Origin of the sequence: Marmoricola sp. URHB0036 (assembly GCF_000426045.1) — a bacterium.
Classification (GTDB): domain Bacteria; phylum Actinomycetota; class Actinomycetes; order Propionibacteriales; family Nocardioidaceae; genus Marmoricola.
Genome location: NZ_AUEP01000014.1, coordinates 25,001 through 38,902, shown reverse-complemented (window position 1 = coordinate 38,902; position 13,902 = coordinate 25,001). Strand labels below are relative to the sequence as shown.

Here is a 13,902-nt window from a genome sequence, read left to right as displayed (position 1 = left end):
TGATGGGCCCCGACAACGGAGGAATTGCATGCGGACTCGCCCATTGGCGAAGCTGGCTGCGGTCGGAGTCATCGGCGCTCTCGCGCTCACCGGTTGCGGCAGCTCGAAGGACGACAACGGCAGCGGCGGCCTCAGCGGCGGTGGCGGCAGCAAGGACAGCAACGCCACCTACACGATCGCGTTCGAGGGCCCGCTGTCCGGTGACAACCAGCAGCTCGGCATCAACGAGGTCAACGGCGTGCAGCTGGCCATCGACCAGGCCAACAAGGACACCAGCCTCGGCTTCAAGCTGAAGCTGCTCAAGGCAGACGACGGCGGCGTACCCGAGAAGGCTCCTGCGGCTGCGGCCCAGGTCCTCCAGGACAGCACCGTCATGGGTGTCGTCGGCCCGTCCTTCTCCGGCGCCTCGCAGGCGGTCGGCAAGAAGTACGGCGACGCTGGTCTCACGATCGTGAACCCGTCGGCGTCCAACGGCGAGCTCCAGGACCAGGGCTTCAAGACCTGGCACCGCGTGATGCCGAACGACTTCGCCGAGGGCCCCGCCGCGGCTGACTGGCTGGCCAAGAAGGCCAAGAAGGTCATCGTGGTCAGTGACAAGTCGGCCTACGGTGACGGTGTCGCCAAGGCTGTGTCCGACGAGCTGAAGAAGAAGGGCGTCTCGGTCATCAACCAGGCCGCCGACCAGACGACGACCAAGGACTACGGCCCGATCGCACAGACCGTCAAGCAGTCCGGTGCGGACGCCCTGTTCTACGCCGGCTACGACGCCCAGGGCGCGCAGTTCGCCAAGGCGCTGAAGTCGGTCGGCTACAACGGCATCCGGATGTCCGGCAACGGCGTCAAGTCCGACGTCTTCGTACAGGGCGCCAAGGCCGACGGCGAGGGCTGGTACATGTCCTGCGGTTGCCAGGACGCCACCGTGGCACCCGCGGCGAAGGACTTCGCCTCGGCCTACCAGGCGATGTTCAACACCCCGCCGTCGACGTACTCCCCGGAGGCCTTCGACGCCGCGAACATCGTCATCCAGGCCATCAAGACGGCCAAGGAGTCCGGCACGGTGACCCGCCAGGCCGTCAACGACGCGGTCAGCAAGATCGACTACAAGGGCATCACGGCGGACATCAAGTTCGCCGCCAACGGTGACCTGCCCCCGGGTGAAGGAACGGTCAACCTGTTCCAGGTCAAGGGAGGCAAGATCGTCAGCCTCGGCGACATCACCCAGGCGCCCTGACGGATCCGTTCCGTCTGACGTGTGACCAGTAGCAGAGGCGCCGCTGCCACCTTTCGCGGTGGCAGCGGCGTCTTGCACGTTCTCTGCCTTACGATTCCCTCGAACGGCTGCCCCGAGGCCGGTCCTCAGAGAGGATGCACCCCGTGCAAGACTTCTTGAACTTCCTGATCCTCGGGCTGACACGAGGTTCGCTGTACGCCCTGATCGCCCTGGGTTACACCCTCGTCTACGGCGTCCTGCAGCTGATCAACTTCGCGCACAGCGAGGTGTTCATGTCCGGCGCCTTCGGCAGCTACCTCGTCGTCAACTCCGTCGTCGAGGACGGCAGCCGGCCCCCCTGGTACGGCGTGCTCGCGGTGATCATCCTCGGCCTCACCTCGGGCGGGTTGGTCGGAGCCGGCGTCGCCTGGTGTCTCGAACGCGTTGCCTACCGACCGCTGCGACGGCGTGGGGCCCCCAAGCTGGCCTTCCTGATCAGTGCGATCGGAGCCTCGTTCTTCCTCTCCCAGCTGTTCGGGAAGCTGTTCAACCGGCTGAACAACAACAACTTCCCGTCGTTCTTCGACCAGAACAAGCACGTGGTCCAGATAGGCGGCGTCTACATCACCCTGATGCAGGCGATCATCATGGTCTCGGCCCTGATCATGATGGTCTTCCTCGACTCACTCGTCTCGCGCACCAAGCTCGGTCGCAGCATCCGCGCGGTCGCCGAGGACGCACCCACCGCAGCCCTGATGGGGGTCAACATCGACAAGACCATCTCGCGGACCTTCGTCATCGGCGGCTTCCTCGGCGGCGCCGCCGGTTACCTCTACGGCAGCGCGCTGTTCTTCTCCAACACCATGGGCTTCATCCCGGGCGTCAAGGCGTTCGCCGCCGCCGTCCTCGGCGGCATCGGCAACATCCGCGGCGCCATGCTGGGCGGTCTGCTCCTCGGCGTCGTCGAGGCGACGGTGCCGACAGCCCCCTGGTACAAACCCGGGTGGATCGGCATCGAGTGGACCGACGTGGTCGCGTTCCTGGTCCTGGTCCTGGTCCTGGTCGTCCGACCCACAGGTATCCTCGGCGAGCGTCTGGGGCGTGCCGCATGAAGCGCCGCTCCGTCGAGGCCGAGGCCCGCATCGAGAACCTCAAGCGCTTCGGGGCCTGCCTGGCCGGCGGCTTCGTGCTCGCCCTGATGGTCGGCACCCAGGAGGGCACCCAGCAGGACTTCGGCTACGCCTTCCGCCAGTCGGTGGCCATGCCGCGGATCCTCATCTTCCTGGGCATCGGGGTGCTGCTCTACCTCGCCATCACCTTCGGTCCGCGGGCCAAGCCCTACCTGACCCGGCCGGGCCTGCGGCCGCTCGGGGCCGGCGTGCTGACGGTCATCATCTCCCTGACCTTGCTGAAGTGGACCGACAGCCCGCAGATCAACACCGGCAAGTTCCGGCCGCTGGCCGACGCCGCCGCTCCCACGCAGGCCCTCGACTCGCTCGCGCGCCTGTGGTTCGGGTCGGCGTTCTCGCAGACGGCCTGGCTGCTGCTCATCATCGTGACGGTGCTCGCCGCGGCGGGGATGATCCGGCGCAGTGCCCCGCTCTCCTACGCCGCCGCGATCCTGGCGGGAGTCCTCGGCATCTGGGCGGAGTACGCCTCGGCAGCGGTCAGCAAGTTCCTGCACTACCCGAGCCACGCCACCGGTGGTGCCGTGGCGATGCTCGGCTTCTTCACCATCGCGGTCGCCTCGCTCGTCTCGGCGCGCAGCCAGGCCGCAGAGGCCGACACCGACGGGTTCATCGACCGGGTGCTGGGCTGGCGCCCGGGCCTGGCCCTGGTGGTCCTCGGGTTCGCCGTCGGCCTGGTGGGCGTCTTCAACGCCGCGTGGTTCTCCCCCGGCGACCGCAACGCCACGCTCTCGACGACGGCGTCGATGTTCGGGGCGACCAACCTCAACGGCTTCGCGCAGACCTACCTCGACTGGCTCGGCTTCGTGCTGTTCTTCGTCACGCTCGTGGTGGCCGGCGTCGCGTCGTACCTGCGTCACCGGCTCCTGGCGTACGCCGCCATCGTGCTCGGCCTCGTCTCGACTCTCCTCACCCTCGTGGTCGTGCACGACTTCTCCGCCCTCGGCGGGAAGCAGGGCTTCGACGGTGCGCAGGGTGCCTGGGACAACCTCGGCACCGGGGCCTGGATGACGTGCGCCGCACTGTCGCTGTTCGCAGGCGCCGGCTACCTCGTCCTCAAGGACCTGCGGATCGAGGCCAAGGGCGTCCGCGCGGGCTCCGACATCGTCGGCAGCGGCACCGCCGGTGCCCGCGGCCAGGTGGCCGCCGCCACGATGCTCGTCGTGATCATCGCCGCGCTGTTCTACCCGCCCACGGCGACCGAGTTCTGGCAGACGGTGCTCGTCTCCGAGATCGGCATCTATGTGCTGCTGGCCATCGGCCTCAACGTCGTCGTCGGCTGGGCCGGACTGCTCGACCTCGGTTTCATCGCGTTCTACGCCATCGGCTCCTACACCACGGCCTACTTCACCGGTCGGCTGCCGGTGCAGCCGCCGGACTGGCTGCTGCTCAGCCCGTTGGCGTGCATCCCGTTCGCCATCGCGGCCTGTTTGATAGCAGGCGTCGCGCTCGGATTCCCGACGCTGCGGCTCCGCGGCGACTACCTCGCGATCGTCACGCTGGGCTTCGGTGAGATCATCCGGGTCATCGCCAACAACGCCAACGGCTTCACCAACGGTCCGCGCGGGGCGTTCAACATCCCGGCGCCGCAGATCCACCTCGGTCCGATCCACCTCACCTGGGGCGACAGTGCCCTCGGGTTCTGGTACCTCCTGCTCGTGCTGATCGCGATCATCGTGCTGCTGTTCAACCGCTTGGAGAACTCACGGCTCGGCCGCGCCTGGGCCGCCATCCGTGAGGACGAGGTGGCCGCGCAGGCGACCGGTATCAACACCAGGAACGTCAAGCTGCTCGCGTTCGCGATCGGTGCCTCGACCTCGGGTGTGGCCGGTGTCTTCTTCGCCAGCCAGGTCGGGTCGTTCACGCCCGAGAACTTCGTGCTGAACAACTCGATCCTCGTCGTCGCCTACGTCGTGTTCGGTGGCATGGGCTCCCTCCCGGGTGCGATGGCCGGTGCCGCCGTACTCACCTGGCTGCCGGAGTTCCTCAAGGACCAGGTGCCGGCCGAGGACCGCCAGATGTGGATCGGTGCCCTGATCCTGGTGATGATGATCTTCAGGCCAGCCGGTCTGATCCCGGCCAGGAGACGCAAGGCCGAGCTGTCCGGGCTGGACCGACCATCGAGCGCCGAGGCCACCGCCGTACCTGCCGGTGAGGGGATGTGACGAGATGACTGCGACTGCACCCGAGCAGCAGACGGCCGAGGTCGTCTACGACGTCAAGGACGTGACGCTGCGCTTCGGCGGTGTCACCTCCTTGAACAAGGTGTCCCTGCAGATGCACCGGGGCGAGATCCTCGCGGTGATCGGCCCCAACGGCGCCGGCAAGACCTCGCTGTTCAACTCCCTCACCGGCGTCTACACGCCGCAGGAGGGGTCCATCACGCTGGCCGCCAGGAAGGGCGACACCCTCACCTCGGTGCTCGGCCAGAAGACCCACGTCATCAACCGCATGGGCGTGGCCCGCACCTTCCAGAACATCCGGCTGTTCCCGGCGCTCACCGCGCTCGAGAACGTCAAGGTCGGCGTCGAGACGCGGCAGAAGTCCGGTCCGATCGCCTCGATGCTCGGGATGCCCTGGCAGCGTCGCGAGGAGCGGGAGTCCACCGAGAAGGCCTACGAGCTGCTCCGGTTCGTCGGTCTGACCCGCCGGGCCAACGACCTCGCGGGCTCGCTGGCCTACGGCGAGCAGCGGCGCCTCGAGATCGCCCGCGCCCTCGGCACCGAGCCCGGGGTGATCCTGCTCGACGAACCGGCGGCCGGCACCAACCCCAACGAGAAACAGGAGCTCGCCGCGCTGATCCGCAAGGTCAACATCGAGGACAACATCTCGGTGCTGCTGATCGAGCACGACATGAAGCTGGTCATGTCGGTCGCCCACCGGCTGGTGGTGCTCAACTTCGGCGAGAAGATCGCCGAAGGCACCCCCGAGCAGATCCAGAAGGACCCGGTCGTGGTCGCTGCCTACCTCGGCACCTCGGAGGACGAGGCCCAGGCGATGACCGAGGGTCTCGAGGTCCAGACGATCGACGTACGAGAAGGCCTCCTGGACGAACCAGGCGCCGCCGGGACCGAGGGAGGTCAGTCATGAGCCTGCTCGAGGTCGACGACATCGAGGTCCGCTACGGCGCGATCCGGGCCCTCAAGGGCATCAGCTTCCACGTCGAGGAGGGCGAGGTGGTGGCACTGCTGGGCGCCAACGGTGCCGGCAAGACCACCACCCAGAAGACGGTCTCCGGGATGATGCGTCCCTCGCTGGGCGAGATCCGCTTCGACGGCGAGCGCATCGACGGGCTGCCCGCCCACGACCTGATCAACCTCGGCATCTGCCACGTCCCCGAGGGTCGTCGTGTCTTCCCGCTGATGAGCGTCGCGGAGAACCTCGAGATGGGCGCCTTCCGCTTCAAGCGGCCCGACCCCCAGCTCCTGGCCCGGTGCTTCGAGATGTTCCCGCGGCTCAAGGAGCGCGAGCACCAGTACGCCGGCACCCTGTCGGGCGGCGAGCAGCAGATGCTGGCCATCGCCCGGGCGCTGATGGGCAAGCCCCGACTGCTGCTGCTCGACGAGCCGTCCATGGGCCTGGCGCCACTGATCGTGCGCCAGATCTTCGACATCGTCCGCGAGATCAACTCCACCGGCGTGACGGTGCTGATCGTGGAGCAGAACGCCGCCCAGGCGCTCGGCCTGGCCAACCGCGGCTACGTGCTCGAGACCGGCGAGATGGTGCTGTCCGGCACCGGCAAGGAGCTCCTGGCCGACGACCGCATCCGCGCGGCGTACCTCGGCGAGGAGATCACGACCTAGTCAGCCCCGGCGATAGGCCGGCGCGACCTCGTTGATCGCGTCGCCCATCCGGTGGATCCGCAGCGCGTTGGTGGAGCCGGGGATCCCGGGCGGGCTGCCGGCGATGATGACCACGAGGTCACCCTCCTTGACCCGGCCGGTGTTCAGCAGCTGCTCGTCGACCTGGCGCACCATCTCGTCGGTGTGCTCCACCGCGGCGGTCAGGAACGTCTCGATGCCCCACGTGAGCGAGAGCTGCGAGCGCACGATCGCCTCGGGGGTGAACGCGAGCACCGGGATCGGTCCGCGGTAGCGCGCCAGCCTGCGGGCCGAGTCGCCGCTCTGGGTGAACGCGACGAGGTACTTCGCACCCACGCGTTCCCCGACCTCGGCGGCCGCCTTGGCGATCACGCCGCCACGGGTCTTGGGCTGCCAGTCGATGGCGGCCATGTGGTGCAGCTCGTGGTCCTCGGTCGAGGAGATGATGCGCGCCATCGTCCGGACCGTCTCGATGGGGTACTCCCCCACGCTCGTCTCACCGGACAGCATCACCGCGTCGGCACCGTCGAGCACCGCGTTGGCGACGTCGGAGGCCTCGGCCCGGGTCGGTGCCGGGTTGCTGATCATCGACTCGAGCATCTGGGTGGCCACGATGACGGGCTTGGCGTTGCGACGGGCCTTCTCGACCACCCGCTTCTGGAGGAACGGCACGTCCTCGAGCGGGCACTCCACGCCGAGGTCTCCACGGGCCACCATGAAGCCGTCGAAGGCCTTCACGATCTCGTTGAGGTTGTCGATCGCCTGCGGCTTCTCGATCTTGGCGATGACCGGCAGCAGAACACCCTCCTCGCGCATGATCTGGCGCACGTCCTCGACGTCGGAGGCCGACCGAACGAAGGAGAGGGCGACGAAGTCCACGGTCAGGTGCAGGCCCCAGCGGAGGTCCTCGATGTCCTTCTCCGACATGGCCGGGACGCTCACCGGTACGCCGGGCAGGTTGATGCCCTTGTGGTCGCTGATCCGCCCGCCCACGACGACCTGGGTGTGCACGTCGGTGCCCTCGACCTCGGTGACCCGCAGCCGGACCTTGCCGTCGTCGATCAGGATCTGGTCGCCGGCCGACACGTCGCCGGGCAGCCCCTCGTAGGTGGTCGAGGCGATCTCGTTGTTGCCCGCCAGCTCGCGCGTGGTGATCGTGAAACCCTGACCGGGCTGGAGGCGCGAGGACCCCTCCTTGAACTTGCCGAGCCGGATCTTGGGCCCCTGCAGGTCGACGAAGACACCGACGCCGTGCCCGCTCTCGTCAGAGGCCTCCCGCACGCGGCGATAGACCTCCTCGTGCTCGGCGTACGTCCCGTGGCTGAGGTTGAGGCGGGCGACGTCCATCCCCGCGTCGACCAGCTCCCTGATCCGCTCCTTGGACGACGTCGCCGGCCCGAGCGTGCACACGATCTTTGCTCTTCGCACGGGCCGAGCCTAGTACCTGAAACTTGAACGATCCAATAGGTGCCGGAATCCCCGGACGTCCGGGGATTTTGGGGGCTGGCAGGCAAAGTATTGCCCGCCAGCCCGGAGTTTCCCGGACGTCCGGGGAACCCCGCGGACCCTCAGGCCATCAGCGGGCGCTCGGTCGGGGGGATCGGGGCGGGCAGGTTGGTGGCGCCGGCGAGCCAGGTGTCGACGGCGGCGGCGGCGGCGCGGCCCTCGGCGATGGCCCAGACGATCAGCGACTGGCCGCGGCCGGCGTCGCCGGCGACGAAGACGCCGTCGACCGAGGACAGGTAGCCGGCGTCGCGGGCGACGTTGCCGCGCTCGTCGAGCTCGACTCCGAGCTGCTCGACCAGGCCCTCGCGCTCGGGTCCGGTGAAGCCCATCGCCAGCAGGACCAGCTCTGCCGGGATCTCGCGTTCGGTGCCCTCGATCTCCTCGAACTTCCCGTCCTTGAACTCCACCTCGACCAGCCGCAGCGCGCGGACGTTGCCGTCGTCGTCGCCGAGGAACTCCTGGGTGGAGACCGAGTAGACGCGCTCACCCGCCTCCTCGTGGGCCGAGGAGACGCGGAAGATCATCGGGTACGTCGGCCAAGGCTGGTTGGCCGGGCGCTCCTCCCCCGGTCGGTCCATGATCTCGAGCTGGGTGATCGACCGCGCGCCCTGACGGGTCGCCGTACCGAGGCAGTCGGCCCCGGTGTCGCCGCCGCCGATGATCACGACGTGCTTGCCGTCGGCGCGGATCTGGTCCGAGCCATCCGATGTCGCAGGTTCGCCCAGGGAGGCCCGGTTGGACTGCGGGAGGTACTCCATCGCCTGGTGGATGCCACCGAGCTCGCGGCCCGTCACGGGCAGGTCGCGCGCGGCGGTCGCCCCCATGGCCAGCACGATCGCGTCGTAGCGGTCGCGGAGCATGTCGCCGGTCAGCGTCTCGCCGACGTTGACGCCGGCCCGGAAGACGGTGCCCTCGCGGCGCATCTGGTCGAGGCGCCGGTCGAGGACCTTCTTCTCCATCTTGAACTCGGGGATGCCGTACCGCATCAGCCCGCCGATCTTGTCGGCACGCTCGTAGACGGCGACGGTGTGCCCGGCCCTGGTCAGCTGCTGGGCGACCGCGAGGCCGGCCGGACCGGAGCCGATCACGGCGACTGTCTTGCCCGAGAGCCACTCCGGCGGTTGGGGACGGATCGCGCGGGACTCCCAGGCGCGGTCGGCGATCGCCACCTCGACGTTCTTGATCGTCACCGCCGGCTGGTTGATGCCCAGCACGCACGCGGTCTCGCAGGGCGCGGGACACAGCCGCCCGGTGAACTCCGGGAAGTTGTTGGTCGCGTGCAGCCGCTCGCTCGCGCCGTCCCAGTCGTCACGCCAGACCAGGTCGTTCCACTCCGGGATGATGTTGCCGAGCGGGCAGCCCTGGTGGCAGAACGGGATGCCGCAGTCCATGCAGCGACCGGCCTGCTCAGTGATGATCGGCAACAGAGCCCGTCCGGGTCCTCCGGGGTAGACCTCGTTCCAGTCCTGCACGCGCTCCTCGACCGGGCGGCGCTCGGCCACCTCGCGGGTTGCTTTCAGAAATCCCTTGGGGTCAGCCATGAGCAGGTGCCCCTCCTTCCTGCGTCCGGGGCAATGGAACCCGCCTTGGTGAGAAGCCTGCTCGTCTCATCCATGAAGCGCATCCATCATGGCGTTGGCGATCTCGTTGTCGTCGAGCCCGTCGGCCTCGGCCTTCGCCTTGGCGTCCATCACGATGCGGAAGTCGCGCGGGATCACCTCGGTGAACCGGGTCAGTGACGTCTCCCAGTCGGCCAGCAGCTCCTCGGCGACCGTGGAGCCGGTCTCCTCGAAGTGCGTGCGCACCAGCCCCTCGAGCTCGGCGGCGGCCGTGTCGGTGACGGGTGCGAGCTCGACGAGCTCCTTGTTGACGCGCTGGTCCTTCAGGTCGAGCACCCACGCGACGCCACCGCTCATGCCGGCGGCGAAGTTGCGCCCGGTCTTGCCGAGTACGACGGCACGACCGCCGGTCATGTACTCGCAGCCGTGGTCACCGACCCCCTCGGTGACGAGGTGCGCCCCCGAGTTCCGTACGGCGAACCGCTCGCCCACGCCACCCCGGATGAAGATCTCACCAGAGGTCGCGCCGTAGGCGATCGTGTTGCCGGCGATGATGTGCTCCTGGGCCTCGAAGGTCGCCGCCCGGTCCGGTCGTACGACGAGTCGCCCACCGGAGAGTCCCTTGCCGACGTAGTCGTTGGCGTCCCCTTCGAGCCGCAGCGTGATGCCGCGGGGCAGGAAGGCGCCGAACGACTGCCCGGCCGAACCGACCAGGGTGATGTCGATGGTGCCGTCGGGCAGGCCGTCGCCCCGGTAGGCCTTGGTGACCTCGTGTCCGAGCATCGTGCCGACGGTGCGGTTGACGTTGCGGACCTCGACCTGCGCCCGGACCGGTTCGCCCTTCTCGAGGGCGTCCTTGCTGAGCCGGATCAGCTCGTTGTCGAGCGCCTTGTCGAGACCGTGGTCCTGCGGGCGGATGTTGCGCCGCGCGGTGTCCTCGTGCAGCTCGGGCACGTGGAAGATCGGCGTGATGTCGAGGCCCGCGGCCTTCCAGTGGTTGACCGCCTCGGTGGCGTCGAGCACGTCGGCGTGGCCGATCGCCTCGTCGAGCGAGCGGAAGCCGAGCTCGGCCAGCAGCTCGCGCACCTCCTCGGCGATGTACTGGAAGAAGTTCACGACGTAGTCGGCCTTGCCGGAGTAGCGCTCGCGCAGCACCGGGTTCTGGGTGGCCACGCCGACCGGACAGGTGTCGAGGTGACACACCCGCATCATGATGCAGCCGGAGACCACGAGCGGTGCGCTCGCGAAGCCGTACTCCTCGGCGCCCAGCAGGGCCGCCACGACCACGTCGCGACCGGTCTTCAGCTGGCCGTCGGTCTGCACGACGATGCGGTCGCGCAGGCCGTTGAGCAGAAGCGTCTGCTGGGTCTCGGCCAGGCCGAGCTCCCAGGGACCGCCGGCGTGCTTGAGCGAGGTCAGCGGCGCGGCGCCGGTGCCGCCGTCGTGCCCGGAGATGAGTACGACGTCGGCGTGCGCCTTGGACACACCGGCCGCGACCGTGCCGACCCCGACCTCGGCGACGAGCTTGACGTGCACACGCGCCTGCGGGTTGGCGTTCTTGAGGTCGTGGATCAGCTGCGCCAGGTCCTCGATCGAGTAGATGTCGTGGTGGGGAGGGGGCGAGATCAGGCCCACGCCGGGCGTGCTGTGCCGGGTCTTGGCCACCCACGGGTAGACCTTGTTGCCGGGCAGCTGGCCGCCCTCACCGGGCTTCGCACCCTGCGCCATCTTGATCTGGATGTCGTCGGCGTTGGTGAGGTAGTCCGAGGTGACCCCAAACCGTCCCGAGGCCACCTGCTTGATCGCCGAGCGGCGCTCGGGGTCGTAGAGGCGGTCGGTGTCCTCACCGCCCTCACCGGTGTTGGACTTGCCGCCGAGGCGGTTCATCGCGATGGCGAGGGTCTCGTGGGCCTCCTGCGAGATCGACCCGTAGGACATGGCTCCGGTGGAGAACCGCTTGACGATCGCCGAGACCGGCTCGACCTCGTCGATGTCGATCGGCTGCCGGCCGGTGGCGTCGGCATCCTTGAACCGGAACAGCCCGCGCAGGGTCATCAGCCGCTCGGACTGCGTGTTGACGCGGCTCGTGTACTGCTTGAAGACGTCGTACTTGCCGGCCCGGGTGGCGTGCTGGAGCCGGAACACGGTCTCGGGGTCGAACAGGTGCAGCTCGCCCTCGCGGCGCCACTGGTACTCGCCGCCGATCTCCAGCTCCCGGTGGGCCGGCGCGATGCCGCCGACGGGGTAGGCGATGCGGTGGCGGCGGGCCACCTCCTCGGCGATCACGTCGAGCCCGACGCCGCCGAGCTTGGAGGTGGTGCCGGTGAAGTACTTGTCGACCAGCTCCTGCGACAGGCCGAGGGCCTCGAAGATCTGGGCCCCGGTGTACGACGCCACGGTGCTGACGCCCATCTTGGACATCACCTTGAGCACGCCCTTGCCGAGCGACGTGACCAGGTTGGCGACCGCCTTCTCCGGCTCCTCCTTGACGTAGTAGCCGTCGCGGGCGAGGTCCTCGACGGACTCCATGGCGAGATAGGGGTTCACCGCCGCGGCGCCGTAGCCGATCAGCAGGGCGACGTGGTGCACCTCGCGGACGTCACCGGCCTCGATGATCAGGCCGACCTGGGTGCGGGTCTTCTCGCGGACGAGGTGGTGGTGCACGGCGGCGGTCATCAGCAGCGACGGGATCGGCGCGGTGGTGGCGTCGGCGTGGCGGTCGGAGAGCACGATCACACGCGCCCCCTCGGCGATCGCCTCGCTGACCTCCTGGCAGATCTCGTCGAGTCGCCGGGCCAGGGCCTCGCCGCCACCACTGACGTCGTAGAGCCCGCGGGAGACGTGCGTCATGAAGCCGGGCATGTCGCCGTCACGGTTGATGTGGCGGATCTTGACCAGCTCGTCGTTGGTGATGACCGGGAACGGCAGCACCACCTGACGGCACGACGCCGGCGTCGGGTCGAGGAGGTTGGCCTCGGGCCCGATGGTGCCGTTGAGACTGGTGACCAGCTCCTCGCGGATCGCGTCCAGCGGCGGGTTGGTCACCTGCGCGAACAGCTGCGCGAAGTAGTCGAAGAGCAGTCGCGAGCGGTCACTGAGCACGGCGATGGGGGTGTCGGTGCCCATCGAGCCGATCGGCTCGGCGCCTGTGTTCGCCATCGGCGTGAGCAGGATGCGCAGCTCCTCCTCGGTGTAGCCGAAGATCTGCTGGCGGCGGGTCACCGAGGCGTGTGAGTGGATCACGTGCTCGCGCTCGGCGATGTCGGCCAGCTTGATCAGCCCGGCGTGCAGCCACTCGTCGTAGGGGTGCTCGGTGGCGAGCTCCTCCTTGATCTCGCCGTCCTCGATGATGCGGTGCTCCTCGGTGTCCACCAGGAACATGCGGCCCGGCTTGAGGCGGCCCTTGCGGACGACCTTCTCCTGCGGGATGTCGAGCACGCCGACCTCACTGGCCAGCACGACCAGGTCGTCGTCGGTCACCCAGTAGCGGGAGGGACGCAGGCCGTTGCGGTCGAGCACCGCGCCGACCTGGTTGCCGTCGGTGAACACCACGCAGGCGGGCCCGTCCCACGGCTCCATCAGGGTGGAGTGGAACTCGTAGAAGGCGCGCCGCTTGGGCTCCATCTCGGTGTGCTTCTCCCAGGCCTCCGGGATCATCATCAGCACCGAGTGCGGCAGGCTGCGCCCGCCCATGTGCAGGATCTCCAGCACCTCGTCGAAGGAGGCGGAGTCGCTGGCTCCCGGCGTACAGATCGGGAAGATGCGCTCGAGGTCGCCCGGGATCAGGTCGGACTTCAGCAGCGCCTCGCGGGCCCGCATCCAGTTGCGGTTGCCCATGACGGTGTTGATCTCGCCGTTGTGGGCGATGAACCGGAACGGGTGCGACAGCGGCCAGCTCGGGAAGGTGTTGGTGGAGAAGCGCGAGTGCACGACCGCGATGGCGCTCTGCACCCGCTCGTCGACCAGGTCGGGGAAGACGTGGTCGAGCTGGTCGGTGGTGAGCATGCCCTTGTAGGCGATGGTGCGGCTGGACAGCGACGGGAAGTAGACGTCGGTCTCGTGCTCGGCCCGCTTGCGCAGCACGAAGGCGAGGCGCTCCAGCGCCATGCCCAGGATGCGGCTCCCTGTGGCCGAGACGAACAGCTGGATGAACGAGGGCATGCAGTCGAGCGCCGTCTGACCCAGTGACGACGGGTCGGTTGGCACCTCGCGCCAGCCGAGGACGGAGAGGCCTTCCTCGGCGGCGATCTCCTCGATGCGCTTGCGGGTCTTCGCGACCTGCTCGTCGTCACCGGGGACGAAGGCGGTGCCGACGGCGTAGTGGTGCTTGGAGGGCAGCTCGAAGTCGACGACGTCACGGAAGAAGGCGTCGGGGACCTGCATCAGGATCCCGGCACCGTCGCCGGAGTTGGGCTCCGCACCGGCGGCACCGCGGTGCTCGAGGTTGCGGAGTGCGGTGAGCGCCTGGCTGACGATGGCGTGGCTCGGCACACCGGTCATGGTGGCCACGAAGGCCACGCCGCACGCGTCGTGCTCGTGCGTGCCGTCGTACAGCCCTTGAGGCGGCGGGAATGCCTGCATGTGCACTCTCCCGTCGTCGGTCATCGCACTCTCGTCGG

The 13,902-nt window shown here is 68.6% G+C and carries 8 protein-coding genes; 5 read left to right on the top strand and 3 right to left on the bottom strand.

The window, feature by feature from the left end:
• Nucleotides 1-28: 28 nt before the first annotated feature.
• The 5 genes from H976_RS0116355 (at nucleotide 29) to H976_RS0116335 (ending at nucleotide 6,200) form a co-directional block, all read left to right on the top strand.
• Nucleotides 29-1,231, top strand: coding sequence for a branched-chain amino acid ABC transporter substrate-binding protein (locus H976_RS0116355; protein ID WP_027862415.1), 1,203 nt, complete (start codon nucleotides 29-31; stop codon nucleotides 1,229-1,231).
• Nucleotides 1,232-1,374: 143 nt separating this feature from the next.
• Nucleotides 1,375-2,322 (top strand): branched-chain amino acid ABC transporter permease, encoded by a 948-nt coding sequence (locus H976_RS0116350; RefSeq protein ID WP_231388966.1) that lies wholly within the window; start codon nucleotides 1,375-1,377, stop codon nucleotides 2,320-2,322.
• Nucleotides 2,319-4,562: a branched-chain amino acid ABC transporter permease gene (locus H976_RS30440; protein ID WP_051276933.1), complete on the top strand. Its 2,244-nt coding sequence runs from the start codon at nucleotides 2,319-2,321 to the stop codon at nucleotides 4,560-4,562. The genes H976_RS0116350 and H976_RS30440 overlap by 4 nt, the downstream gene beginning before the upstream one ends.
• 4 nt (nucleotides 4,563-4,566) lie before the next feature.
• Nucleotides 4,567-5,487: an ABC transporter ATP-binding protein gene (locus tag H976_RS26845; RefSeq protein ID WP_081682969.1), complete on the top strand. Its 921-nt coding sequence runs from the start codon at nucleotides 4,567-4,569 to the stop codon at nucleotides 5,485-5,487.
• Nucleotides 5,484-6,200 (top strand): ABC transporter ATP-binding protein, encoded by a 717-nt coding sequence (locus H976_RS0116335; RefSeq protein WP_027862413.1) that lies wholly within the window; start codon nucleotides 5,484-5,486, stop codon nucleotides 6,198-6,200. The genes H976_RS26845 and H976_RS0116335 overlap by 4 nt, the downstream gene beginning before the upstream one ends.
• Here the strand turns inward: H976_RS0116335 and pyk are convergent, their stop codons facing one another.
• From pyk to gltB, 3 genes are all read right to left on the bottom strand, one after another.
• The gene (gene pyk / locus H976_RS0116330; protein ID WP_027862412.1) at nucleotides 6,201-7,646 is read right to left on the bottom strand and encodes a pyruvate kinase; all 1,446 of its coding nucleotides are present in this window, start codon (nucleotides 7,644-7,646) and stop codon (nucleotides 6,201-6,203) included.
• A 140-nt stretch (nucleotides 7,647-7,786) separates the two neighbouring features.
• Entirely contained in the window at nucleotides 7,787-9,265 is a 1,479-nt protein-coding gene (locus H976_RS0116325; RefSeq protein WP_027862411.1) for a glutamate synthase subunit beta, read from the bottom strand.
• A 66-nt stretch (nucleotides 9,266-9,331) separates the two neighbouring features.
• Nucleotides 9,332-13,888 carry a glutamate synthase large subunit gene (gene gltB, locus H976_RS0116320; protein WP_051276932.1) on the bottom strand — a complete coding sequence of 1,519 codons (4,557 nt, stop codon included), beginning with the start codon at nucleotides 13,886-13,888 and terminating at the stop codon, nucleotides 9,332-9,334.
• Nucleotides 13,889-13,902: the final 14 nt, after the last annotated feature.